Origin of the sequence: Photobacterium rosenbergii, from assembly GCF_003026455.1 — a bacterium.
Classification (GTDB): domain Bacteria; phylum Pseudomonadota; class Gammaproteobacteria; order Enterobacterales; family Vibrionaceae; genus Photobacterium; species Photobacterium rosenbergii.
This window is the reverse complement of record NZ_PYMB01000006.1, coordinates 100262-125443: the sequence shown is the minus strand read 5'-3', so window position 1 is coordinate 125443 and position 25182 is coordinate 100262. Positions and strand designations below refer to the sequence as shown.

At 50.9% G+C, this 25182-nt stretch carries 26 protein-coding genes; 17 read left to right on the top strand and 9 right to left on the bottom strand.

Annotated elements, in window-relative coordinates; genetic code table 11:
- Nucleotides 1-73: 73 nt before the first annotated feature.
- Nucleotides 74-316, bottom strand: coding sequence for a cell division protein ZapB (gene zapB, locus C9J01_RS15155; protein WP_039458641.1), 243 nt, complete (start codon nt 314-316; stop codon nt 74-76).
- A 657-nt stretch (nt 317-973) separates the two neighbouring features.
- Here zapB and C9J01_RS15150 point away from each other — a divergent pair.
- The 6 genes from C9J01_RS15150 to C9J01_RS15125 all read left to right on the top strand — a co-directional run bounded on the left by C9J01_RS15150 (nt 974) and on the right by C9J01_RS15125 (nt 6748).
- On the top strand, nt 974-1822 hold the full coding sequence (locus tag C9J01_RS15150; protein WP_107298998.1) for an MIP/aquaporin family protein: 849 nt from the start codon (nt 974-976) through the stop codon (nt 1820-1822).
- Between the two features lie 103 nt (nt 1823-1925).
- On the top strand, nt 1926-3440 hold the full coding sequence (gene glpK / locus C9J01_RS15145) for a glycerol kinase GlpK (protein ID WP_107298997.1): 1515 nt from the start codon (nt 1926-1928) through the stop codon (nt 3438-3440).
- A gap of 206 nt (nt 3441-3646) precedes the next feature.
- The gene (gene glpX, locus C9J01_RS15140; RefSeq protein ID WP_107298996.1) at nt 3647-4654 is read left to right on the top strand and encodes a class II fructose-bisphosphatase; all 1008 of its coding nucleotides are present in this window, start codon (nt 3647-3649) and stop codon (nt 4652-4654) included.
- A gap of 191 nt (nt 4655-4845) precedes the next feature.
- The gene (locus C9J01_RS15135) at nt 4846-5463 is read left to right on the top strand and encodes a helix-turn-helix transcriptional regulator (RefSeq protein ID WP_107298995.1); all 618 of its coding nucleotides are present in this window, start codon (nt 4846-4848) and stop codon (nt 5461-5463) included.
- 13 nt (nt 5464-5476) lie between these two features.
- A complete protein-coding gene (locus tag C9J01_RS15130; RefSeq protein ID WP_107298994.1) occupies nt 5477-6220 on the top strand; it encodes a ferredoxin--NADP reductase in 744 nt (247 codons plus the stop codon).
- Nucleotides 6221-6418: 198 nt separating this feature from the next.
- Nucleotides 6419-6748 carry a DUF3135 domain-containing protein gene (locus C9J01_RS15125; RefSeq protein ID WP_107298993.1) on the top strand — a complete coding sequence of 110 codons (330 nt, stop codon included), beginning with the start codon at nt 6419-6421 and terminating at the stop codon, nt 6746-6748.
- On the opposite strand, the gene C9J01_RS15120 is transcribed toward C9J01_RS15125, so the two are convergent.
- Nucleotides 6745-7092: a 5-carboxymethyl-2-hydroxymuconate Delta-isomerase gene (locus C9J01_RS15120; protein WP_107298992.1), complete on the bottom strand. Its 348-nt coding sequence runs from the start codon at nt 7090-7092 to the stop codon at nt 6745-6747. The two genes, C9J01_RS15125 and C9J01_RS15120, sit on opposite strands and share 4 nt — an antisense overlap.
- A 447-nt stretch (nt 7093-7539) precedes the next feature.
- Here C9J01_RS15120 and tpiA point away from each other — a divergent pair, with 447 nt between their 5' ends.
- Nucleotides 7540-8310 (top strand): triose-phosphate isomerase, encoded by a 771-nt coding sequence (gene tpiA, locus C9J01_RS15115; RefSeq protein ID WP_107298991.1) that lies wholly within the window; start codon nt 7540-7542, stop codon nt 8308-8310.
- Nucleotides 8311-8463: 153 nt separating this feature from the next.
- Here the strand turns inward: tpiA and pfkA are convergent, their stop codons facing one another.
- Nucleotides 8464-9426: a 6-phosphofructokinase gene (gene pfkA / locus C9J01_RS15110; protein WP_107298990.1), complete on the bottom strand. Its 963-nt coding sequence runs from the start codon at nt 9424-9426 to the stop codon at nt 8464-8466.
- Nucleotides 9427-9976: 550 nt separating this feature from the next.
- Entirely contained in the window at nt 9977-10480 is a 504-nt protein-coding gene (locus C9J01_RS15105) for a CpxP family protein (protein WP_107298989.1), read from the bottom strand.
- Between the two features lie 190 nt (nt 10481-10670).
- On the opposite strand from C9J01_RS15105, the gene C9J01_RS15100 reads away from it, so the two are divergent.
- The 3 genes from C9J01_RS15100 (at nt 10671) to trmL (ending at nt 13320) form a co-directional block, all read left to right on the top strand.
- Nucleotides 10671-11363 (top strand): response regulator, encoded by a 693-nt coding sequence (locus tag C9J01_RS15100; RefSeq protein ID WP_107298988.1) that lies wholly within the window; start codon nt 10671-10673, stop codon nt 11361-11363.
- Nucleotides 11363-12724 (top strand): envelope stress sensor histidine kinase CpxA, encoded by a 1362-nt coding sequence (gene cpxA, locus C9J01_RS15095; RefSeq protein WP_107298987.1) that lies wholly within the window; start codon nt 11363-11365, stop codon nt 12722-12724. Before C9J01_RS15100 ends, cpxA begins: the two co-directional genes overlap by 1 nt.
- 131 nt (nt 12725-12855) lie before the next feature.
- Nucleotides 12856-13320 (top strand): tRNA (uridine(34)/cytosine(34)/5-carboxymethylaminomethyluridine(34)-2'-O)-methyltransferase TrmL, encoded by a 465-nt coding sequence (trmL, locus tag C9J01_RS15090; protein ID WP_107298986.1) that lies wholly within the window; start codon nt 12856-12858, stop codon nt 13318-13320.
- Nucleotides 13321-13593: 273 nt separating this feature from the next.
- Here trmL and cysE read toward each other — a convergent pair whose 3' ends face one another.
- The 4 genes from cysE to C9J01_RS15070 all read right to left on the bottom strand — a co-directional run bounded on the left by cysE (nt 13594) and on the right by C9J01_RS15070 (nt 16632).
- The gene (cysE, locus tag C9J01_RS15085) at nt 13594-14415 is read right to left on the bottom strand and encodes a serine O-acetyltransferase (RefSeq protein ID WP_107299087.1); all 822 of its coding nucleotides are present in this window, start codon (nt 14413-14415) and stop codon (nt 13594-13596) included.
- Nucleotides 14416-14550: 135 nt separating this feature from the next.
- The gene (gene gpsA / locus C9J01_RS15080; RefSeq protein ID WP_107298985.1) at nt 14551-15567 is read right to left on the bottom strand and encodes an NAD(P)H-dependent glycerol-3-phosphate dehydrogenase; all 1017 of its coding nucleotides are present in this window, start codon (nt 15565-15567) and stop codon (nt 14551-14553) included.
- 17 nt (nt 15568-15584) lie between these two features.
- Nucleotides 15585-16055, bottom strand: coding sequence for a protein-export chaperone SecB (secB, locus tag C9J01_RS15075; protein ID WP_107298984.1), 471 nt, complete (start codon nt 16053-16055; stop codon nt 15585-15587).
- 127 nt (nt 16056-16182) lie between these two features.
- Entirely contained in the window at nt 16183-16632 is a 450-nt protein-coding gene (locus C9J01_RS15070; RefSeq protein ID WP_107298983.1) for a rhodanese-like domain-containing protein, read from the bottom strand.
- A 424-nt stretch (nt 16633-17056) separates the two neighbouring features.
- Between C9J01_RS15070 and gpmM the strand changes: the two genes are divergently transcribed.
- The 3 genes from gpmM to C9J01_RS15055 all read left to right on the top strand — a co-directional run bounded on the left by gpmM (nt 17057) and on the right by C9J01_RS15055 (nt 20575).
- Complete coding sequence (gene gpmM / locus C9J01_RS15065) at nt 17057-18598, top strand: 2,3-bisphosphoglycerate-independent phosphoglycerate mutase (protein ID WP_107298982.1); 1542 nt, start codon at nt 17057-17059, stop codon at nt 18596-18598.
- Nucleotides 18599-18606: 8 nt separating this feature from the next.
- Nucleotides 18607-19764: a peptidoglycan DD-metalloendopeptidase family protein gene (locus C9J01_RS15060; protein ID WP_107298981.1), complete on the top strand. Its 1158-nt coding sequence runs from the start codon at nt 18607-18609 to the stop codon at nt 19762-19764.
- A 70-nt stretch (nt 19765-19834) separates the two neighbouring features.
- Nucleotides 19835-20575 (top strand): divergent polysaccharide deacetylase family protein, encoded by a 741-nt coding sequence (locus C9J01_RS15055; RefSeq protein WP_107298980.1) that lies wholly within the window; start codon nt 19835-19837, stop codon nt 20573-20575.
- A gap of 18 nt (nt 20576-20593) precedes the next feature.
- Here the strand turns inward: C9J01_RS15055 and C9J01_RS15050 are convergent, their stop codons facing one another.
- Entirely contained in the window at nt 20594-21238 is a 645-nt protein-coding gene (locus tag C9J01_RS15050) for a TetR/AcrR family transcriptional regulator (protein WP_107298979.1), read from the bottom strand.
- Nucleotides 21239-21350: 112 nt separating this feature from the next.
- On the opposite strand from C9J01_RS15050, the gene rfaD reads away from it, so the two are divergent.
- The 4 genes from rfaD to C9J01_RS15030 all read left to right on the top strand — a co-directional run bounded on the left by rfaD (nt 21351) and on the right by C9J01_RS15030 (nt 25177).
- Nucleotides 21351-22301, top strand: a complete 951-nt coding sequence (gene rfaD / locus C9J01_RS15045) for an ADP-glyceromanno-heptose 6-epimerase (RefSeq protein WP_107298978.1) — start codon at nt 21351-21353, stop codon at nt 22299-22301.
- A gap of 3 nt (nt 22302-22304) precedes the next feature.
- Entirely contained in the window at nt 22305-23258 is a 954-nt protein-coding gene (lpxM, locus tag C9J01_RS15040; protein WP_107298977.1) for a lauroyl-Kdo(2)-lipid IV(A) myristoyltransferase, read from the top strand.
- Nucleotides 23259-23352: 94 nt separating this feature from the next.
- Nucleotides 23353-24438: an O-antigen ligase family protein gene (locus C9J01_RS15035; protein ID WP_158264551.1), complete on the top strand. Its 1086-nt coding sequence runs from the start codon at nt 23353-23355 to the stop codon at nt 24436-24438.
- Entirely contained in the window at nt 24431-25177 is a 747-nt protein-coding gene (locus tag C9J01_RS15030) for a glycosyltransferase family 25 protein (protein ID WP_107298975.1), read from the top strand. The genes C9J01_RS15035 and C9J01_RS15030 overlap by 8 nt, the downstream gene beginning before the upstream one ends.
- Nucleotides 25178-25182: the final 5 nt, after the last annotated feature.

The window sequence follows — 25182 nt, the reverse complement described above, 5'->3', positions numbered from 1 at the left end:
TAAAAAAACAGAGCCAGCCGGCTCTGTTTTTATTTTTACTGGCAGACGCTGTGGCTGCCAGAAAAAAACACGCTTATTCCACGTGTTCCATTTTGCCCAGTAGCGCGCGTACGCGTTCCTGCCAAGCCTGGTGGTCGTGGCGCAGTTTGTTGTTCTCTTGCTCCAGCTCCTCACGGCCAGAACGCAGTGCCTGTGCTTCACCAGCCAGGCTATCATTTTTTTCTTTTAGTTCTTCAATTTCCATCTGTAGCAGAGAAATTGTATCAACAGCCATTTGTACTTTGGCTTCCAGCTTTTCCAACATTTCTAATGACATATTGTCCACCTGTATTCAGCCTATCAGTTTGCCCTAACCGTTTAAGGCAACGTCCCACAGGCACGTTTACGATTAATTACCACCTATTCTAACGAGGCAGCCGTGTTCTGACATCTAGAAATAACATGCTTTGTCGTAAATGGGGAATTTTTGCACGAATTTAATCAAATCCTTGCTTTCCTTGCCTTTGCAGGCGCCTAGGGCAACACCGCTGATGTGTTTGGCGAAAGAAATGTGCAAGCCGTGCAAAAATCAATCGGCCTCACCGCCAAATGCGTAGAATTGCGATCAAACTCTATTTTAATGCACCAGCGGCATGCTAATTTTTATCTTGATCGTATCTCTCTTGGAATTTTCCAAGAATTTGCCCCTCTGGCACATCCGACCTTTTTAGGTCGGATTTTTTATTCTAGAAACAAACACATACCACCAAAGCACATTTTTACCCCGCCCTAACCTGTACGCAACCAGTAGCAATGGGAAATTTTCCCGCAAAATGGCAACCGTTTGCGCGAACGCTCAAAAAACAAAATCATTTTATGCTCGAACGCACACTTTTCGCTCGGTCCAATTTTATTCTTTGTGGATTCGAGTACATTAGCCACACATAAATACAAAAAAAGCTATACCCCTACGACATTGACAAAAGGACTGAATATGACTACCCAAAAACAACATACCCTGCTCGGCGAATGCCTGGCCGAGTTTATCGGTACTGGGCTGCTGATCTTCTTCGGCGTCGGCTGTGTCGCTGCCTTGGTGCTCACTGGCGCCGAGTTCGGCCAGTGGGAAATCAGTATTATGTGGGGCCTTGGCGTTGCCATTGCCATCTACTGCACTGCTGGTGTTTCCGGTGCCCATATCAACCCTGCTGTAACCATTGCATTAGCCCTTTTCCACGGATTCGATAAGCGCAAAGTGTTGCCATACATTGTGGCCCAGATGCTCGGTGCATTCTGTACCGCGGCTCTGATCTACACCCTATACAGCAACCTGTTTGTTGAGTTCGAGGCTGCCAATGGCATTCTCCGAGGTAGCGAAGCCAGCCTAGCAACTGCTGGTATTTTCTCTACCTACCCACATGCTGCACTGTCATTTGCCGGTGCCTTCGCCGTGGAGTTTGTGATCACTGCAGTACTGATGTTCGCTATCCTGGCGATTGGTGATGAGAAGAATGGCGCGCCACGCGGCGCAATGGGCCCACTGCTGATCGGTATCCTGATTGCAGTTATCGGCGGCTCACTAGGTCCACTGACCGGTTTTGCGATGAACCCTGCCCGTGACTTCGGCCCTAAATTCTTCGCCTTCCTAGCGGGCTGGGGTGATATGGCCCTGACTGGCGGTAAAGATATCCCGTACATGATTGTACCTATCCTGGCCCCTATTATGGGTGCTGCCTTCGGTGGTTGGTTATACCCGAAAGCTATCGGCGCCTACTTGCCAGGCAACCGCTGCACCCTGCCTAACCAGTGCGAAGACACTGCAGAAGAAGCCGCAAACGCCTAGTAACCGATTTATCAAATTAGAACATTATCGGCCTGCCCCGCACAGGCCGATCTGAACACCACACTCTACTACCCTTATATAATGACAATGAGAGGAAACCGTTATGACTACTGAGCAAAAGTACATTGTTGCACTCGATCAGGGTACGACCAGCTCCCGTGCCGTGGTGCTTGATCACAACGCCAACATTGTGTGCTCGTCACAGCGTGAATTCACCCAAATTTATCCAAAGGCTGGATGGGTCGAGCATGATCCCCTAGAAATCTATGCGACCCAGAGCTCAACATTGGTTGAGGCACTGGCCAAAGCAGGGATCCGCTCAGACCAAGTCGCTGGTATCGGTATTACCAACCAGCGTGAAACCACCATTGTCTGGAACAAAAACACCGGTAAGCCGGTTTACAACGCCATCGTGTGGCAGTGCCGCCGTACTGCCGATACCTGTGAAGAGCTGAAAAAAGCCGGCCTAGAAGAATACATTCGCGAAAATACCGGCCTGGTTGTCGACCCTTACTTCTCTGGTACTAAAATCAAGTGGATCCTCGACAATGTCGAAGGTGCCCGCGAAGAAGCAGAAGCCGGCAACTTATTGTTCGGTACCGTTGATACCTGGTTGATTTGGAAGATGACCCAGGGACGTGTACACGTTACTGACTTCACTAACGCCTCACGTACCATGGTGTTCAATATCAACACACTAGAGTGGGACGAGAAACTTCTGAAAGCGCTCGATATTCCGCTCTCTATGATGCCGGAAGTGAAATCGTCGTCTGAAGTCTACGGTGAAACCAACATCGGTGGTAAAGGCGGTACCCGTATCCCAATCGCCGGTATTGCCGGTGACCAGCAAGCCGCCCTATTCGGCCAAATGTGTGTAGAACCCGGCCAGGCCAAAAACACCTACGGGACAGGCTGTTTCCTTCTGATGAACACCGGCAAGGAAAAAGTAACCTCGCACAACGGCCTGCTGACCACTTTGGCTTGCGGCCCTACCGGTGAAGTCGCCTACGCGCTTGAAGGTGCGGTATTTATGGGTGGTGCCTCTATCCAGTGGCTACGCGATGAAGTGAAATTACTTGATGATGCGAAAGACTCCGAATACTTCGCCGAAAAAGTCGGTAGTGCCAATGGTGTCTATGTCGTTCCTGCATTTACCGGCCTTGGCGCGCCATACTGGGACCCATATGCCCGTGGTGCTATCGTCGGCCTGACCCGTGGCGTGAACAGCAACCACATCATCCGTGCAACACTGGAAAGTGTCGCCTACCAGACCCGAGACGTCTTGGATGCGATGCAGGCTGACTCCGGCATCAAGCTAGGTACCCTGCGTGTCGATGGTGGTGCCGTTGCCAACAACTTCCTGATGCAGTTCCAGTCAGACATACTTGATACCGAGGTACACCGTCCAGTAGTGACTGAAGTCACCGCACTGGGTTCAGCCTACCTGGCAGGCCTGGCAGTTGGCTTCTGGGGCAGCATTGATGAGTTGAAAGACAAAGCGGTATTGGATCGCAAGTTCATCGCCTGCAACGATGATGGCAAGCGTAACCGCCGTTACAACGGTTGGAAGCGCGCGGTCGAGTGTGCGAAAGGCTGGGCGGTCGAAGACGACATCTAATATACCGCTAAACGTTACCCAAGTTCCCCATCAAGGCCTGTGTAAGCAGGCCTTTTTTTCGTCGACTGGTGGCGAACCGTCAAGAAATAAACATTTTTGCGCTAACGCAAACGTTTCCTTGTAACCTGTGTTAGAATCGCCGCCAGATTTATTCGGGCCTGTAGCCTACAGGCCCTAGCCCACTGATTTCTATTTCTGGAGTAATCATGAAACGCGATTTGGCGATGGCATTTTCTCGTGTCACTGAAGGCGCTGCACTGGCTGGCTACAAATGGCTTGGCCGTGGCGACAAGAATGCAGCAGACGGTGCTGCGGTTGAGGTTATGCGCTCTCTGCTTAACCAAACCGAGATTGAAGGTGAAATCGTAATCGGTGAAGGCGAAATTGATGAAGCGCCTATGCTTTACATCGGTGAGAAAGTCGGTACCGGCGGTGATGCCGTTGATATTGCGGTAGACCCAATCGAAGGTACCCGCATGACAGCTATGGGCCAGAACAACGCCCTAGCGGTTCTAGCAGCCGGTGAGAAAGGCTCTTTCCTAAAAGCGCCTGACATGTACATGGAAAAGCTGGTTGTTGGCCCTGGTGCTAAGGGTGCGATTGACCTGAACAAGCCATTAGCAGAAAACTTGGAAGCAACAGCTGCTGCCCTTGGCAAGACGCTGGACAGCCTAGTAGTGATCACGCTGGCAAAACCACGCCACGACGCCGTTATTGCTGAAATGCAGGCGATGGGTATCCGTGTCTACGCTGTGCCAGATGGTGACGTAGCCGCCTCTATCCTGACTTGTATGCCTGACAGCGAAGTCGACATCATGTACTGCATCGGCGGTGCTCCGGAAGGCGTTGTTTCAGCAGCTGCCATCCGCGCATTGGGCGGTGACATGCACGGCCGCCTGCTACCTCGCCACGAAGTGAAAGGCGATACACCAGAAAACCGCGATCACGGCCAGATGGAAATCGACCGCTGTCGTGAAATGGGCATCGAACCAAACAAAGTGCTGCGTATGGAAGACATGGCCCAGAGCGACAATGTGATCTTCGCTGGCACGGGTATCACCAAAGGTGACCTGCTTGACGGTATCAGCCGCCAGGGCAACATAGCAACCACAGAAACCCTGCTGATCCGTGGTAAGTGCCGTACAATCCGTCGTATCAAGTCGACCCACTACTTGGATCGCAAAGACGACTCCATCAAGGGCCACATCCTTTAAGGCCTTGAAAATACCCTCTAGCGCGCCACTTGGCGCGCTTTTTTTATCCCGGCTGTTAACCCCTGCTGATTTCGTCTACCTCTATTTCCCCCTCAACAAGCCTTAAGCACATTTTGACTTTGTAAAGTTGTTGCTTTATTTAGCAAGCTGGCTACATAATTAACTAAGCCAACTTGTGACCATAGGTAACTATGAAAACCATCGACAAAATACTCTACCGGATGAAACGCGAAGGCCCGGTCACTGCCAAGATCCTGGCCGAGGAGTTCCAACTCACGACCATGGGAGTCCGCCAGCACCTACAGGGGCTGGAGGAAGATGGACTGGTGGATTTTGAAGACATCAAGGCTAAGGTCGGCCGGCCAACCCGCCACTGGCACCTGACCCAAAAAGGGCACCGCCGCTTTGCCGACCGCCACGGCGATCTTATTATTCAAATGCTTGATTCTGTCGAGGAGTTGTTTGGTCAGGAAGGACTGGGCAAGGTTGTCGATCGGCGGGAGGATCAAACCTTTGAACAATACCAAGCCCAACTGGCCGGGGTAGAAAATATCGCAGAAAAACTGCAAATCCTGACTACACTCAGGGAGCGGGAAGGTTATATGGCCGAACTTCACCAGGATGGCGAAGATTTCGTGTTGATTGAAAACCACTGCCCTATTTGCCACGCGGCCCAACGCTGCCCATCCCTTTGCCAGTCCGAGCTGGCGGTTTTCCAACGTTTGCTGGGCAACGAATACCAAGTTAATAGGCAAGAACACATCATTGCCGGAGAGAGGCGCTGCGCGTATCGAATAATAAAATCATAACGAGGAGACTATTATGGCTGACTGGATCCCTGCGAAAGTTATCAATAACCGACATTGGAACAATGACTTGTTCAGCCTGGTGCTGCAAGCCAACATCGAACCGTTCAAAGCTGGCCAGTTCACCAAGCTGGGGCTGGAAATTGACGGCAAGATGATCCAGCGTGCCTACTCTTTCGTTAACCCTCCCTCGAGTGACCAAATCGAAGTCTATGCCACCCGGGTGGCCGATGGCCTCCTGTCCCCGCGTCTTCATGCCCTTGAACCGGGCCAGGAAGTGTTTATCTCTGCCCGTGCCAACGGTTACTTCACCCTTGAAGAAGTCCCCGATGCCGAACAACTCTGGTTACTGGCAACAGGCACAGCTATTGGGCCTTATCTTTCTATTTTACGCGAATCAGACGCCTGGAAGCGTTTTCGCAAAATCGTACTGGTCCATGCGGTGCGCTATTCGGCCGATTTAAGCTACCAGGGCGAAATCAACGCACTCAAAGAGCAATACCCGGAACAGTTGATTGTCCAACCCTTTGTCAGCCGTGAACCCGCACCGCCGGCACTACCGGGCAGGATCCCCCATGCTATCGAAGATGGGATGCTAGAACGCCATGTTGGCCTGACCCTGTCGCCAGAGCAGAGCCAAATCATGCTGTGCGGTAACCCCGAGATGGTCAGGGAAACCAAAACCGTATTGGAACAGAAAGGCTTCACCAAAAACCTGCGCCGCAAACCGGGGCAAATCACCATGGAGCACTACTGGTAATCTAGCTAGCTGTTCACCCTCTGCAAGCCCAATCCCGGGCTTGCATTTGCCCTGCTCTCAATTGCCTCTACCCAAGTTAACTTCATTCTGTCTCATTCCTGAGCCAGCTTTCTGGGCTTGTTGACAACTAACTTTATTGCATGGCGTTTTTACCTAATGCCATCAGTTTGAGAGAGGTTGGAATAAGGGGGAAGCACGATGCAAACACTGCCACCGTTTGATGAGTTAAAGGCCATGGCCGAAAACGAGCCAGAGAAGCTCGATGCATTGCGGCTGTCAATGAGCGAGGAGATCATCAGCAATGCCAGCGCCGAGATGCAACCTCGATTGCGGGCACAGATGAGCCATATCAATCAAGTCATTGCCAAAGGAAAGAACCCAAACCACACCAACATGATGCTGATGGCCGAGTTACAACAGCAACTCAAGCGGTTTGCCCAGGCCCTGAATGCGCCAGAAACCCTGACCGAGCACCAAGCCGAAATAAAGCCCTTTGCCCGACCCGAGTCACAGGATAAATCAGCCTAGCAGCTAACCTTGAGAAAACAGTCACTGTCCATATCACGGATATCAATGGTCAGGCTGTTGATGGTGCTGGCATGCTGCTCTAAGACCGTCATCAAGGCGCGGGATAGTTCACGCTTAACCTCGGCGCTTCGACCAGAAAGCATACTCAGTTCAATATGGATAAAGGTATCGAGATCGCGGTTTTCGCCCACTAACCAGTTGTGGCAGCGGTAGCTCCGGGATTTCACTGAATCGGGCTCGAAAATTCCGCACTCAAGCAGTACTGTATGTAAATCATCCAACAAACCGGGGATATTGACCCGCTCGACGACGGGTTCGGCATACTCCATCACTAAGTTAGGCATCCGCTCCTCCTTGGGCCTTATACTTCACTTATTTTTATTGGAAAAAGCCATGCTCAGCATAGCTTTATCCTAAAATGGGCCTCAACCTTAGCGGATCTTATCCCACAGCGCCAAAGATACAGGCTATATTTCAATCACGGATCACTGTCTTTTTTCTCTTCTCTCTGGTGTGAATAGCATCAAGATGAAAAAAATTCCCCCGTAGCGGTTCACTTTTGCCGGGGAAAAGGGTACAACCGAGCACAGATATGATTTCGGACAGGAAATTAATTTCCTAAGCTGTGGTAATGTTGGCGCTGTAAACGGGACAAACTGATACAGCAGCAAGCCAAACTGTCCGGAGATACTTTATAGCCTAGTGTTCCGCCCCGCCTAACGGGTTATGCCCAAGAGCGGTACACTAAGCTATTGAGTATTTTTTAAGTCAATTTGATATGGAGAAAAGCTATGCGCCATCCTGTGGTTATGGGTAACTGGAAGCTTAACGGTAGCAAAGAAATGGTATCTAACCTTCTTAAAGGCCTTGATGCTGAACTTAAAGGCGTTGAAGGTGTAGACGTTGCCGTTGCGCCACCAGCTATGTACCTTGACCTGGCTGAGCAACTGATCGGCAAAGGTGAGAGCAAAATCATCCTAGGTGCACAGAACGTTGACGTTAACGCGAGCGGTGCATTCACTGGTGACATCTCTCCAGAAATGCTGAAAGACTTTGGTGCAAGCCACATCATCATCGGCCACTCTGAGCGTCGTGAATACCACAACGAATCAGACGAGTTCGTTGCTAAGAAGTTCGCGTTCCTAAAAGAGCACGGCCTTACACCTGTACTATGTATCGGTGAGTCTGAAGCACAGAACGAAGCTGGTGAAACAGTCGCTGTTTGTGCTCGTCAAATCGACGCTGTGATCAACACTCAAGGCGTTGAAGCGCTTGAAGGTGCGATCATCGCTTACGAACCAATCTGGGCTATCGGTACTGGTAAAGCAGCAACAGCAGATGACGCACAGCGCATCCACGCTGCAATCCGTGCTCACATTGCTGAGAAGAGCGAAGAAGTCGCTAAGAAAGTTGTGATCCAGTACGGTGGTTCTGTTAAGCCAGAAAACGCTGCAGCTTACTTCGCACAGCCAGACATCGACGGCGCGCTAGTAGGCGGTGCTGCACTTAACGCTGAAAGCTTTGCGGCTATCGCAAAAGCTGCTGCTGAAGCGAAGAAGTAATTCACAGCTTCAACTAACACAGTTAGGAAGAAATAAAAGCTACCTCCGGGTAGCTTTTTTATTGCCGCTTTCCTACTGCTTCCGATGAGGCCATGGAAAACGGCACAAAAAAACCGGCAAGGCGCCGGTTTTTTACTTCAAGGGAATTATCCCTTAGAACAACTTGTCCGCCAATGCGTAAAGATCTTTACGAACTGGGCGCTTCATGTTCTCGATAGCGTCGATGATATCGTGGTGAACCATCTTCTCGTTCTGGATACCCACACAACGACCGCCATGACCTTCCATCAGAAGCTCAACTGCATATGCACCCATGCGAGATGCCAAGATACGGTCGAATGCTGTCGGTTGGCCGCCGCGCTGGATGTGGCCCAGTACGGTTGCACGGGTTTCACGGCCGGTTTCGTCTTCGATGTACTTAGCCAGTTCGTTGGCGTCTGTCATCAGTTCAGTCAGGGCAATGATCGCATGCTTCTTGCCTTTGTAGATCCCTTCTTTGATCTTCGCCAGCAACTCTTCTTTGTTCAAGCCAGTTTCTGGAGTGATGATGTATTCACAACCACCAGCAATCGCAGACATCAGCGTCAGGTCACCACAGTGGCGGCCCATCACCTCAACAATAGAGATACGCTGGTGTGAAGAAGACGTATCACGCAGACGGTCAATCGCATCGATGACAGTGTTAAGCGCTGTCAGGTAACCGATAGTGTAATCAGTACCTGCAACGTCGTTATCGATCGTGCCTGGCAGACCGATACATGGGTAGCCCATTTCAGTCAGCTTCTTCGCACCCATGTACGAACCGTCACCACCGATAACAACCAGTGCGTCGATACCGTGGATCTTCAGGTTTTCAATAGCCTGCTGGCGCACTTTCTCTTCTTTGAACTCAGGAAAACGCGCAGAGCCCAGGAATGTACCACCTTTGTTGATGACGTCTGATACGCTTGAGCGAGTCAGTTTTTCAATACGGTTCTGGTGCAGGCCCTGATAGCCGTCGTAAACACCGTAAACTTCAACGCCTTCAGACAATGCTGCACGAACAACACCGCGAACTGCCGCGTTCATACCAGGTGCGTCACCACCACTGGTCAATACACCAATCTTCTTAATCATGGTTACCCTCTGACTTTGGGAAATGAAAATTCAAATCCGACATGAGCGGCCGGGGTTCCCCTCCCGGCTCATGGGCCATCGCCGACCCAAACTCACGAAACTGTAACTTTCCTACTAATGTAGGAGTATTACAATTTTGATAAAAAATTTTGTTGATTCATATCACGATAGACTGCAACTTCATCATGACGCGGGAATGATCACCACATCAACGGCTATCGGGATCTGCAAAACAGTTAGCCAATAGGTTGGTACCACAAGCAGTACTGCGCTTGGCCAAATACCTACTTATTCAGTATAACGGTTGGCACCAGAGCCTCCAGTTGTGCTAAGTGAGGAGGAAGACCGCGGGTGGTTGTGAACTCATCCATGATAATCACACCTGACATAACGCACAGGGCTGGGCAATACCCCGCAGTATAGCTGTTTTATGACGAAAATTAATAACAAAATCATTCAAATCGATGTTTTACCAGCCCGCTTCTCAAGCAACAGGTAATAAAAAAGCCGCCAGATACACCGGCGGCTTTCGTAAATCGATTGTCAGCAATTAGTTAGACTGCTTGCGCTCCATGCGCTGCTCCATCTTGGCCTGGCATTTTTCAGCACGTTCGGCCTGCAATTCCTGCAGTTTGGTTTTCTGCTCGGCAGTCAACACCTGCATCATTTCGTGGCGCTGCTTTAGCATAGCGACGCGGCGTTCCACTTGCTGCTCGGACATTGCTTCAGCCAGGGCACGAACCTCAGCTTCATTGAAGTCTTCACTCAGCACAAGTTGCTGCATTTTCTGGTGTTGGGCCTGCATTTCAACATGACGCTCACCCATCTTGCCACGCATGTTTTCTTTGTTGGCTTGACGCAGCTCTTTAAGCTCAGTCTTTTGTGCATCAGTCAGGTCAAGCTGGCGGAACATACGGCTGTCATCCATACCGCAGCCACCTTTACCACCGTGGCCGTTGTGGTGTTTGCCGCCACCGTAAGCAAGCGCTGAGGCTGAGCCCAAAGCTAGAGGAAGGGCAATTGCTAGAGCCAATGTTTTCTTGAAAGTCATCATTATGTTCTTCTCCAATAGAGGCTGCAGTTGCAGCGCCGTAATCTCAGGTACGGATATAGCTTACCCCCTGCAAGGTAAAGGGCTGTCTGGTAAACGTAAAACTGCGTAAAGCTAAACTACTTTTACTTGGCGACCCTGCAACGATTAGGGATACTTACCTTATCGCTGTTGCTTATTAAAGGTAGACACTATGGCCAAAATCCTTCTTGTTGATGATGATACCGAACTGACTTCCCTGCTTTCCGACATTCTCGATATGGAAGGCTTCGAGGTGGTCGAAGCCAACAATGGCGAGCAGGGTTTGGCGAAAGTCGATGACAGTATTGATCTGATCTTACTGGATGTAATGATGCCGGTAATGAATGGCACCGAAATGCTGCGCCGCCTGCGTGAGAAGTATGAAACCCCGGTATTGATGCTAACAGCCAAGGGCGAAGAGATTGACCGGGTACTCGGGCTGGAACTGGGTGCCGATGATTACATGCCAAAGCCTTTTAGTGACCGTGAGTTGCTGGCCCGTATCCGTGCCATCCTGCGCCGGACCCAAAGCAAGGGGGCGACGACTAAAGCCGGCCCTGAATGCCTGACCTATCAAGATATCGAGATTTACCCAGGCCGTCAGGAAGTGTTGTGCCACGGTACCCCTATCGAAATGACGGGCACCGAGCTCGCTTTGTTGAGCTATTTCGTTCAGCATCCGGGAAAAATCATCGCCAAGAACGATCTCAGCTTGGAGGTACTCGGCAAGCGGCTAGCGCCATTTGACCGAGCTATCGATATGCATGTGTCAAACCTACGCAAAAAGCTGCCCGAGCGGGATGACGGCAAGCCATGGATCAAAACCCTACGAGGTAAGGGCTACCTGCTAGTCGAGGACGTGTAATGAAGCTGCCACGCTTTTCCAGCCTATATGGCCGCATCTTCGCGGTGTTCTGGCTCACCTTATTACTGGTGGTGTTGATACTACTATTACTGCCCAACCTGGACCCGCGTACCCAGCATACCATCCCCCAAGCCCAACAGGAGCGATTCCAGGAATCCGCGGCCAGTATATCCAGACAGATATCCCACGATGTCGGGCCACTGGAAGGGAAGCTAAGACGTTTCACCGACGACAAGCGCCACAAAGGGTTCCAGCTCTATTTCACCACCACCGATGGCGATGTGATCTCGCCGCGCCGCAACAGCAAGTCGCTGCGTAACTTCATCACCATGGCTGATAGCCCTCGAGCTCCAAAGCAGAAGCTCTATGGCCGCTGGATGATGGCAGGGCCATTCGAGGTCAAGCACAAGGGCGATACCCTGCTAATGTATATTGGTAGGATAGTTAGGGAGCCGCCACCATTTTTCATCCAGATCCTGGACAAGCCATTCCAGCTCCTGCTGCTGACCATGCTGGTCAGTACCCCGCTGCTGCTCTGGCTAGCCTGGGCAATCTCGCTGCCAGCGCGCCGCCTGCAAAATGCCGCCGAGCGTGTGGCCAAGGGTGAATTCGAGGCTGATCCCAAGCTAGAATCGGGCTCCAAGGAATTCAAGCAGGCCGGTGCCAGTTTCAACCAGATGGTCCAGGCTATCAACCACATGATAGGTGGCCAGCAGCGCCTGCTGTCTGACATCAGCCATGAACTGCGCTCGCCGCTGACCCGCTTGCGCATGGCCACGGCGCTAGCCAAACGCAAACAGGGGGAAAGCAACGAGTTGTCCCGCATCGATACCGAGGCCGAGCGGCTGGAGCAGATGATTGGCGAATTGCTGGAATTGTCACGGATGCAGGTTAATAGCCATGAGCAGCGCGAGCAGACTGACGCAGCTTCACTATGGTATGACATGCTCGAAGATGCCCGTTTCGAGGCAGAACAGTGCGGCAAGCAGTTGAGCTACACCACCTTGGAAGAGTGGCCGCTGCATGGCAACCCGAACTTACTGATCAGCGCCCTCGAAAATGTCGTGCGCAATGCTATCAAGTATGGCGACGATAATATCAGTATCCGTTTTACGACTCAGGCTATGCGCCTGTGTATCGCGGTTGAGGACAACGGCGAAGGCGTCCCTGACAATGAACTGGGGGATATTTTCCGCCCTTTCTACCGGGTATCAACTGCAAGGGATCGAAGCAGCGGCGGTACCGGTCTGGGCTTAGCCATCACCGAAAGCGCTATCCGCCAGCACAGCGGTACTATCAAGGCATCACGCAGCCAACTGGGTGGCCTGAAAGTGACTATCACCCTGCCCCTGTCAAACTAAATCCATGTATGGTCCTCAATAGCCAGAACAATGGTTATTGAGGGCCGCTTTGTTGATCCCTTACAGGCTGCTGTGCTCTTGCGGCATCTTTTCCGCTACAATAGCGCGATTGTCACCACGGATTGTCTACTATGTTTGATATCGCCCTTTACGAGCCGGAGATCGCCCCGAACACCGGCAACATCATCCGCCTCTGTGCCAACTGTGGGGCTAACCTCCACTTGATTGAACCACTCGGCTTTGATTTGGAAGAGAAAAAGCTCCGCCGAGCTGGCCTCGACTACCACGATCTAGCCCACGTCCACCGTCACGCCAACTTCGAGGCATTCCTTGCCCATATTGGGGATCGCCGGATCTTCGCCTGCACCACCAAGACGACCAACTTCCACACCAACGCAAAATTCGAAGAAGGCGATGTGCTGTTGTTCGGCCCGGAAACCCGTGGCCTGCCTAGCGACTTGATTGACAGCCTGCCACTCGAGCAGCGCCTGCGCATCCCGATGCATCCGGACAGTCGCAGCCTGAACCTCTCCAACGCCGCTGCAATTATCGGCTACGAGGCCTGGCGCCAGTTTGGCTTCAAAGGGGCGGTGTAAAGGCCACCAGGCTCAAAATACAAAAAAGCTAGCGGTTTTCACCTCTCGCTTTTTATTTGGGTCCTGGGTCCTGGGTCCTGGGTCCTGGGTCCTGGGTCCTGGGTCCTGGGTCCTGGGTCCTGGGTCCTGGGTCCTGGGTCCTGGGTCCTGGGTCCTGGGTCCTGTAGGAGCGTTCATTGGTAACGATACAAGGTCAAGCTCTTCGCTCTTATTCTTTCGCTCTTCCCGATTCTCCTAGGCCCCGCTCTTCCAAGGGCCCGGCCTTAGGCCTTTCTATATCCCATCCCCGGCGGTAAACGTCTGACTGGTACCGTTGAACTGCTGGTCCATATCCATCGACGGCTTGTCACTGCTTGGGCGGCCGACGATTTTGGCAGGGACACCGGCTACTGTGGTATGTGGCGGTACCGGGTTGAGCACCACGGAGCACGAGCCAATCTTGGCGCCCTGCCCCACTTCGATGTTGCCCAAAATCTTGGCACCGGCACCAATCATCACGCCCTCGCGGATTTTCGGGTGACGATCGCCCCCTTCCTTACCGGTACCACCTAGGGTAACGTCCTGTAGAATAGAAACATCATTATCGATAACCGCCGTTTCACCAATCACTATCCCGGTGGCATGGTCGAACATGATCCCCTGGCCAATACGGGCTGCTGGGTGGACATCTACCTGACAGGCCACCGAAATCTGGTTCTGCAAATACACCGCCAGTGCAACGCGGTTCTGCTTCCACAGCCAGTTGGCGACCCGGTAGCCCTGCAGGGCATGGAAACCTTTGAGGTAGAGCAAAGGGATAGAAAACATCTCTACCGCCGGATCTCGTTCGACAACCGCGCGAATATCACACGCTGCTGACTCGGTGATCAGGCAATCGGCGGCAAAAGCCTCTTCTATCACTTCACGTACTGCCATTGCCGGCATCGATGGCGTCGCCAGTTTGTTGGCCAGGATATAGCTCAGCGCCGCGGCCAAGTTATCGTGTTTGATAATGGTGGCATGGTAAAAGCTCGCGAGCATTGGCTCCTGTTCCGACTGCTCCCGTGCTTCCTGCTTAATCGCCTGCCAAACGGCATATTGTTGACATTCCCTCACATTACCCTCGGTATTGTTACTGTTAGTATCGGCTTGCTTTAACTTTAACGCGCTCTGAAAAAAAAACAACGCAGGCTGTAGCAGCCCGCGTTGCATGATTAGTTCACAATTTGGATGCCCTTGGCGTCCAAGCTGTTACTCGTCTTTTTTCTCGCGAGCCAACAGATCCTTGGCTGCTTCACGGGCATCTTTGCCCTGATACAGCACCTGATAGATCTGCTCGGTGATCGGCATTTCGACCCCCATCCGCTGAGAAAGAACCCAGACTTCCTTGGTGTTGCGGTATCCCTCGACCACTTGGCCGATTTCTTGCTGGGCTTGGTCAACGTCTTTACCCTGACCTAGCGCCAAGCCAAAACGACGGTTGCGAGATTGGTTATCGGTACAAGTCAGCACCAGATCACCAAGGCCGGCCATCCCCATAAAGGTTTCCGGCTGCGCACCCAATGCAGCTCCCAAGCGTGACATTTCAGCCAAGCCACGGGTGATCAATGCGGTACGGGCGTTGGCACCAAAGCCAATGCCATCCGACATCCCCGCACCAATGGCAATCACGTTCTTGACCGCACCACCCAACTGCATTCCGGTAAAGTCACTGTTGCTGTATACCCGGAAGGTTTTGCTACAGTGAATTTTGTCCTGCAGATCGCGAACAAACTCGTCGTCCGGCGAGGCCACGGAAATGGCTGTCGGCATACCAGCGGCAAGCTCCTTGGCAAACGTTGGCCCTGACAATACAGCCAGCGGCACCTGTTCACCCAGCGCTTCAACGGCTACGTCTTTAAGTAGACGGCCGGTTTCCGGTTCTAAGCCTTTGGTTGCCCAGCAAATACGCGAATCATCACGTAAATGGGCTTTGACATTGCCTAATACCTCACCGAACACATGGCTCGGTACAACGACCAACAAGTCGCGGCTGGCCTTAACCGCCTGCTCTAAGTCAGTAGTGACAATCAGGGAATCGGGAAAAGCGACCCCCGGCAGGAATGCCTCGTTGGCACGATCCATTTCCAGCTGTGCCATATGCTCCGGCTCGTGGCCCCATAGGATCACATTGGCACCATTACGGGCCAAGGATATAGCCAATGAGGTACCGTATGAGCCGGCACCTAGTACCGCCATGGAAATTGCTTGTTCTGAGCCTGGATTCATTGTGTCCACCCTAAAGCTTAAGCTTCAGTGTTTTCTGGGTTAGCTTGTGATTGGTTCTGAAGGTAGTTCATGAACAATGCATCGAAGTTAACCGGCGCTAGGTTCAGTTGAGGGAAGGTACCCTTAACAACTAGGCTTGAAATCGTTTCACGAGCGTATGGGAACAGGATGTTCGGGCAGAATGCGCCTAGGCAATGTGCAAGCTGTGGTGCTTCCATACCAGCAACAGAGAAGATACCGCCCTGCTGAACTTCACATAGGAATGCAGTTTCTTCTTCATTCTTCACAGTCACTGTCAGACGAAGAACAACTTCGAAAACACCTTCACCCAACTCACGGCTCTGCGTGTCTAGATCCAGTTTCACATCAGGGTTCCACTCTTTCTGGAACATCTGTGGTGAGTTAGGCGCTTCGAAAGACACATCTTTCAGGAAGATACGCTGGATTTGGAAGTTCTGCTGTGCTTCGTTGTTTGCTGCTTCAGCCATGTTAGAGTCCTTTTTCTCTCGTGCCCACGGGTGGGCCAATCAATATCGCAACCATGATAACTATCACAACTGCACAAAATTCAGTGGTCTCCCGCTGCAGGGCAAAGCACACAGCGGGATGGCGATATTACTTTCTCGCCTTGCCTGATTTGCTGCGGATCAGCGGCAGGTTTGCCTCGTTCCATGAAATCAAGCCATCTTTAAGCAGGTTTACGTTTTCGAAACCGGCCTTGCTCAGCAGGTTGGCACTCTCTTGCGCCGTTTGACCTGTCTTGCATACTACGATGATTGGGGCTTGCTTGTATTTTTCAAGATCTGCCAGGTTCTGTTCTTTGATTTGGCTTGGCAAAATGTGAAGTGCGCCTGCAATATGGCCGCCACGGTACTCATCACGGCTACGGATATCGACAAACACACCTTCTTCACGGTTGACCATCACGGTCGCTTCATTCGGGGTGACAATCTTGTAGCCTGCCGTCTTTTGCTTGACGTAAGACGAAATGATAGCCACCACCAAGCCAACCCATACCAATGACAAAATAGGGTTACTTGTTACAAAATCAATGTATTGCTGCATGACCTTCGCTCTATATTCCTAATATCAGCCTGCTATAACCCAGGCTCAAGTCGACAAAATTCAAAGACCCCGAGTATACCCGCGACAGTTTAGTTGTACAGCAAGATACAAGAATTACCCGCTGTGGCTCACTGCATTTGGCCTTAACAGTATAAACAAGGTGTCATCACCGTTACCGGTTTTCCCTATTACAATAAGTGGGAAAAACTATCCTAGTGCTCTTACACTTAGACGGAGAAACCATTATATTGCTGTAGGAAGATAACAATCTATTTACAGCTTTGTTTGATCTTGGCCTACAGTTTTCGGCTTAAACTGTAGTAAAATTACGGCCGCTGCGATCAATTACCTTAACCTTTGCCCATGATGGTTAAGGTAATTGTTCGAAATTTCATTTCAGGTATTAACACACGAGGGACAGCATATGTCTGCTAAGAAGCCACTGGCTTTGGTTATCCTAGATGGCTGGGGTTACCGTCAAGACAACGCCAACAACGCTATTGCTAACGCCAACACGCCAGTACTTGACGGCCTGATGGCAAACGAAGCAAACACCCTGATCTCAGCATCAGGTATGGACGTTGGTCTGCCTGATGGCCAGATGGGTAACTCTGAAGTAGGTCACACCAACATTGGTGCCGGCCGCATCGTTTACCAAGATCTAACCCGTATCACCAAGTCAATTGCTGACGGCGACTTCTTCGAAAACCCAGCGATGACAGGCGCTATCGATAAAGCTGTTAACGCAGGCAAAGCTGTACACATCATGGGCCTTATGTCTCCAGGCGGTGTTCACAGCCACGAAGACCACATCGCAGCTGCTGTAGAAATGGCAGCCAAGCGTGGTGCTGAGAAGATCTACCTACACTGCTTCCTAGACGGCCGTGACACACCACCTCGTAGTGCACAGGCATCTCTTGAGCGTTTTGATGCCCTGTTTGCTGAACTGGGTAAAGGCCGCGTTGCCTCTCTGGTTGGTCGTTACTACGCCATGGACCGTGACAACAACTGGGATCGCGTTGAAGTAGCCTACAACCTACTGACAGCAGCTAAAGCAGAGTTCAGCGCAGCTTCAGCTGTAGAAGGTCTTGAAGCCGCTTACGCCCGTGATGAGAACGATGAGTTCGTAAAAGCCACTGAAATCCGTGCTGAAGGCCAGGACGTTGCGGCAATGGAAGATGGCGATGCGGTTATCTTCATGAACTACCGTGCAGACCGTGCGCGCCAGATCACTCGTGCTTTCGAAGTTGACTTCGCAGGCTTCGAGCGTGCTCAGTTCCCTGCTCTTGCTGATGTTGTAATGCTGACCCAGTACGCAGCAGACATTAACCTGCCAATCGCTTTCCCACCAGCAGACCTAGTAAACACTCTAGGTGAGTGGCTATCGAAAAAAGGTAAGAAGCAGCTACGTATCTCTGAAACAGAAAAATACGCGCACGTGACCTTCTTCTTCAACGGCGGTGTTGAGAACGAGTTCGACGGTGAAGAGCGTCAGCTAGTGGCTTCGCCAAAAGTAGCGACTTACGACCTTCAGCCTGAGATGAGTGCGCCTGAACTGACTGACAAGCTGGTTGCTGCAATCAAGAGCGGTGAGTTCGACACCATCATCTGTAACTACCCTAACCTTGATATGGTTGGTCACACTGGCGTTTACGACGCTGCAGTACAAGCAACCGAAGCGGTTGACGGCTGCATCGGCCGTGTAGTGGAAGCTATCCGTGAAATGGACGGTCAGCTACTTATCACTGCCGACCACGGTAACGCAGAAATGATGGTTAACCCTGAAACGGGTGGTATCCACACTGCACACACCAGCCTGCCTGTACCACTTGTGTACGTGGGTAACAAAGCAGTCACCTTGAAAGACAACGGTAAACTGTCTGATCTAGCGCCAACTATGCTGGCCCTAACAGATATGGAAATCCCTGCAGAGATGACTGGTCAGGTGCTGTTTGATCTGAAATAATCTCCCCTATGCGGGAAGTTATCAAACACCTACACCATAGTCTTCGCGCCAGTGCATTTTGCACTGGCGCTTTTCTATGCCTGTTATTTAGCGCCGGTACCCAAGCCGATGAAGGTCAGCTGAAAGGGGTCAAACAGGAGATCTCACGCCAGCAAGACCAAGTCGCCACTAACCGCAAGAAAGTCGACCTACTGCAGAAAAGCTTACGCCAACAAGAAGTCGGTATTGCCGATACCGCCAAGGCTATCCACCAAGCAGAGCAACGCTCCAGCGAATTAGAAACCTCTATCCGCTCGCTAAGACAGCAGCTTGAACAACTTCGCCAGCAACAACTCGGCCAACAAGAGTTGCTCAAAGAGCTGCTCAATGCCCACTACAAGCAAGGCAAGCAGAACCAACTGGCCCTGATGCTCAGCGGCGAAGACAGCAGCCAGCTTGACCGTTTTACCGTCTATGCCGAGCGCCTCAGCCAGGCCCGTAGCCATGCGCTTGACGAACTCGCGGCCACCACCACTGAATTACAGCTCAAGCAACACCAGTTGGGTGAGCAGCAGAAAGAGCAGCAGGCATTGCTGGCTAAGCTTATTGAGCAAAAGCAAAAGCTGGAGTCAGAGCGTAGCCAACGGCAAAAAACCGTTAAAAACCTACGTAGCCAGCTGACAACAGATAACCAATACCTCGCTGAACTCAAAGAAAACGAACAGCGACTGGTCAAAGAAATCGAAAAAGCCCGGGCAGCAGCCGAAGCCGCACGCCGAGCAGCTCCAATGGATGGTTTAGCCAAGCAAAAAGGCAAACTACCATGGCCGGTCAAAGGCAGGATCCTACATAGCTATGGCACCAGCCAGCAAGGTGAGCTGCACTGGAAAGGCATGGTCATTGCTCAGTCGGCGGGTAGCCCAGTTAAAGCCATTTATCCCGGCAAAGTAGTGTTTGCAGACTGGCTTCGAGGCTACGGCTTAGTACTTGCCGTCGATCACGGCAAGGGCGATATGAGCTTCTACGGCTATAACCAGACCTTGCTCAAGAAGGTTGGCGACACGGTACAAGCGAATGAAAACATCGCCCTGATTGGTGATAGTGGCGGGCAGGAACAGTCCTCACTCTATTTTGAGATCCGCCGCAAAGGTTCGCCGACCAACCCGCGTGCTTGGCTCACAAGATAACCAATAAACATATTTTTACCATACACTTAAGCAACACGTTTTCATTGCATCGGATTAGCAAGGGATCGCTTTGGCAAAAAGACGTAGATTAAAGGAGTGGGCTTACGGGCTAGCCCTCATTATCAGCCTTGGTGCGCCAAGTTTAGCCCAAGCAGCCAAGTTGGCGATTGTCATCGACGATCTTGGCTACCAGCGTATGCCTGCAGCCCTTTCGGCCCTCCCACCACAGGTCAGCATCTCCATCCTGCCTGACACCCCCTATGACAGAGCCACCAGCAAACTGGCCCATAAGCAGCAACGAGATGTGCTACTCCATATGCCAATGGAGCCCCTTCACCGCGCCCCACTGGAGATGGCTACCCTGACCCGGGAAATGGACCAGCAGACGCTACAGCATGTTTTGCGCTGGGGGTTGGAGCGGGTACCTGACGCCATTGCTGTCAACAACCACATGGGCAGTGCCCTGACCCAGAGCCCACAGGCCATGGACTGGGTGATGGAAGTCCTCTCCGAACAAGGGTTATTTTTCCTCGATAGCCGCACTAGCGCCAAATCTGTTGCCCTTGAACGAGCCCAGCAACAAAACGTCCCAGCCCTTCGCCGCCACATTTTCCTCGACCACCTTAGCACCGAGAAATTCGTCAACCAGCAACTTTCAAGGGCAATCCAGCAGGCCAAGAAACGGGGATATGCCATTGCCATCGGCCACCCCTACCCGGTCACCCTGGAAATGCTCAGCCAAGTCATCCCGACCCTAGAGCAACAAGGCGTTCAATTAGTCAGGATCTCCGAGCTTGCTCCCCCCTCTTAAGCTAAGGCTTTTGAGTGGTTAGATATCTTTTTCAATCTGCTCACGGTAGTGGGCTTTGAGTTGCAGTACTTGTGCTTTGCCTTCCACCGTTGTCAGCGGCCTCACAATCCCCAGAATGTGTAATACGCCTTGGTAGAGGACGGCTTTGGTGATCTTGGCTCCCGGAGCTTGGGTGGTCTGGTAGAAAATCCAGCTCGATGCCACCAGCTTGAGGGTCGTGGCCAGGTTTTCCAGTTCGTCATCTTCGATATCTAATAGGCCGCCGCTTTGGAAGCTAGCCATCATCGCCATGATGTCCTTGTGCAGCCCTTCCTGCGCCGCAAGGTATTTTTGCTGCAGTTCCGGATCACGCTGTAGGATATCCGGCAAATTGGCGTAGAAGAAACGGTAACGCCACATCAGCATAAATACCGAATCGAGATAAACCAGTAAGTTATCAGCCGTTATTTGAGCCTGTTCAAGGGGTTGGAAGTGAATACTGAGATCATGCGCGTATTGATCGAAAATACTGTGTATAATCTCTTCCTTATTGCGGAAATGGTAATACAGGTTACCAGGGCTAATCCCTAGATGGGCAGCAATATGGTTAGTGGTAATATTCGGCTCACCGCTTTCATTGAAAAGCTCCAGTGCAGCCAGGATAATTTTGTCACGGGTTTTCATTTGCTTCTCACTTCTCTGCCCAGATAATTTGGCAATCTGCTAATACTATCATAAACCTATTCTATAACAGCGGGTCTAACCCTTGTTATCCACCTTACAGACTGGAAGAGCCATGATTATAGTAACTGGTGGTGCCGGTATGATCGGCAGCAACCTCGTAAAAGAACTCAACGAGCAGGGCCGCAGCGATATTCTCGTGGTCGACAACCTCAAAGACGGCACCAAGTTCACCAACTTGGTCGATTTGGATATTGCCGACTACATGGACAAGGAAGATTTCATCACCCAGATCATGGCAGGAGATGACTTCGGCCCGATTGACGCCGTCTTCCACCAAGGTGCCTGCTCTTCCACCACAGAGTGGGACGGCAAGTACATGATGCTCAACAACTATGAGTATTCCAAGGAGTTGCTGCACTACTGCCTTGAGCGCGATATTCCTTTCCTGTACGCATCCTCGGCGGCAACCTATGGTGGTCGTGACCACGATTTCATCGAAGCCCGTGAGTACGAAGGCGCACTCAACGTCTATGGCTACTCCAAGCAGTTGTTCGATAACTATGTCCGCCGCCTATGGCAAGATGCCAAAGAGCACGGCGAAACCCTATCACAGATCACCGGCTTCCGTTATTTCAATGTCTACGGCCCGCGTGAGCAGCATAAGGGCAGCATGGCCTCAGTCGCCTTCCACCTCAATAACCAGATCAACCAGGGCGACAACCCGAAACTGTTCGAAGGTTCAGATAACCTCAAGCGCGACTTTGTGTTTGTCGGGGATGTGTGCAAGGTCAACCTGTGGTTCTGGCAAAACGGCGTTTCAGGGATCTACAACTGCGGTACAGGTAAAGCGGAGCCGTTCAGCGAAGTCGCCAAGGCGGTGATCAAGCACCATGGCAAAGGCGAGGTCGAAGAGATCCCGTTCCCGGAACACCTCAAAGGCCGCTACCAGGCGTTTACCGAAGCAGATTTAACCCAATTACGTGCCGCAGGTTACACCGACCCATTCAAGTCTGTCGCCGAAGGCGTGGCCGAATACATGGCAACTATCAACCAGACCAAATAATCAATGAAAGACCATTACGACAAACAAGCTTATAACCCGGAATTCAGCAAAGCCTTCCTGCACCCTAAATACTGGGGAACCTGGTTGGCCGTCGCGATTGCCGCCCTGCTGTGCCTGCTGCCGCACCGTATTCGCCGCGCCATTGCCAGCCTGTTTGCCAAGCGCGCCGTGAAATTCAACAACAAGGCCAACCAACGCGCCAGGGTCAACCTGAAAATGTGCTTCCCTGATAAAACAGAAGAAGAGCGCGAAGCCATGCTGCTCGAGAACTACATTACGGCTGGCAGTTTCCTGATGGGCTTTGCTGCCCTCAGCGTGCGCAACCGCCAATGGTTGGAAAACAACACCATCGTCCGGGGTGAAGAACACCTGACAGCACTGAAAGAAAATGGTGACAGCGCCATATTGCTCGTCCCCCACACCTGGGCCATTGATATTCCAGCAGTTTTGCTAGCATCTCGCGGCTTGCCTGTTTCCGCAATGGCAAAAAAGCAGAAAAACATTGTCTCAGACTGGTTAATGCATAAGCAGCGTGTACAATACGGCGGCCGTGTTTATGAACGCAGTGGCGGGATCAAACCCTTTATCAAGTCTATCCGCGAAGGCTATTTAGGCTACTATTTGCCGGATGAAGACCTAGGGGCAGAGCACAGTGTGTTCGTTGATTTCTTCGCCACTACCAAGGCCACGATTGCCGGGCTGGGCCGCCTGGCAAAACTGAGCCGTGCCAAGATTGTCCCGTTGTACTCGATTTACAACAGCGAGACAGGCAAATACGAGATAGATATCTATCCACCGCTCTCCCCGTTCCCGCTGGAGACCGAGGAGCAAGATGCCCGTTTGATGAACCAGTGTATCGAGCAGTACGTCACCGAACGCCCTGAGCAGTACATGTGGATTTTACGTTTGTTGAAGACCCGACCGAAAGGTGGGGCCAATCCGTATAATATTAAGTAGTATGAATAAAAGTAGTATTTATAACACCCTGATATTGTTGCCTATCTATTGGCTTTTCAGCGGCATGCTCCTAATGAGCGGAGGGGACAAACCCATGGTAGCGATGGTGATCATCTCGATCATCGCCACCCTTTGCTGCTACGGGTTCAATAGTGCCAAAATCAATATCAAACAGGACAAATTTTTGTGGGTCATTTTGGCGATGACCGCATATGCGATATTTAGCTACCACTACCATGGGTATAGCTCAAGAGGGCTTCGCGCCTTACTTTGTGGCTCGTTATTTTTGATTTTTTTACCGCGCCAACTTCTATCGTTAAAACTAATCTATGCATTTCTCTTTATTGGTAGCCTCTGCTCAATGTTTATGCCGTTCTACTACGGAGAATACTTAAACGTCGGGAGAGGTGTATGGCCTATTAACGCGATTCCACAATCAACGCTAAGTTCAGCCATTGGCCTAGCAGCCCTCGTATCTGCCATTGAAGAAAAGAAATTCGAACGCTATTTTATGTTCATGGCTTTTACTTTCAGCTCCATAGCTGTCATTGTCAGTGAAAGCAGAGGCTTATGGCTAGGGCATTTTACTGTCAGCAGCCTAATTTTCTTTATCAAGTACCGCCGCTGTTTACTAAATAAAAAAAACTTACTCATTAGCCTAGCTCTACTAATTACAAGCAGTATTGTTTTAGCTCCAGTTGTCGAGTCTCGTATTGGTAAAACTCAATATGAAATCCAACAAATTGAGCAAGGTAATTTCAACACATCTATTGGTCTTCGCCTTGAAATGTGGATGATGGCACCTCAGTTAGTGGTCGACAATGTCATGTTCGGCCTTGGCTCTGAACACCAGCAAAAATTTGCGGAACAGATCAAGTCCCAAGATGTCTCAAGAACGCTAAAAAGGGACAAGCCATCACACTACCATAACCAATACCTTGACCAACTTGTCAAAAATGGGGCGGTCGGCTTAATTTTACTAATGTTGCTTCTTATTTCCCCACTTTCATCACTTACAAAAGCAAAGCCCGTAGTAAGATATACTGTGGGTTCTGTAGTGCTTCTCTATTCCATTGCAGCATTGACAGATGTTCCCTTTAATCATGGACAAACACTTTTGCTGTTCACAATATTGATTAGCTGTATAAAAACAATAAGATATAACGACACCTATGACTAAAATCTTTGTTATCAACCTGCCTTCATCTGTTGATCGCAGAGACAACATATCGGCACAGTTCAAGCAATTAGATTTTGCTTTTGAGATTTTTCCCGCAGTCAATGGCCGAGAAGACAAGCACCCCCTATTTACAAAATATAATGAGGGACAGAGCCAACTGTATCGCGGTAAATCCCTGAGCCAAGGACAGTTAGGCTGCTATGCCAGCCACTATTTGCTGTGGGAAAAATGCGTCGAACTAGATGAACCGATTCTTATCATTGAAGATGATGCATTACTCCACCCTTTACAATTTAAAGCATTTATCAACCAGCTACCGAAGCTTGGTGACATTGAGTGTGTCCGTCTATTTGACAACAAGCGAAAAGCATTTAGGTCAAATCCTGTTCTTCCTCTTGAGCACATTACTATTGCCAAATTTACCAAAGGGCATATGAGTGCAACTGGGTACTACCTCACACCAAAAGGTGCCCAAAAACTGCTTGCTCATTCACAGCAATGGTATATGGCTGTTGATATCTACATGGATCGCTTTTGGATCAACCAAGTAGAATGCTACGGCACTATACCTGCCTGTCTGACCAATGACCCTAAGTTTGAATCCGATATTGGATACGATGCCAAGAAGCCACCACGCAGTTTTTACACCCGCTGCAAACGTGAGTGGTTCAATCTCAACGAACTGATAAAACGCGAAATCCACAACCTTCGATTCAAAATAAAAAACAACAAGAAGTGAATATC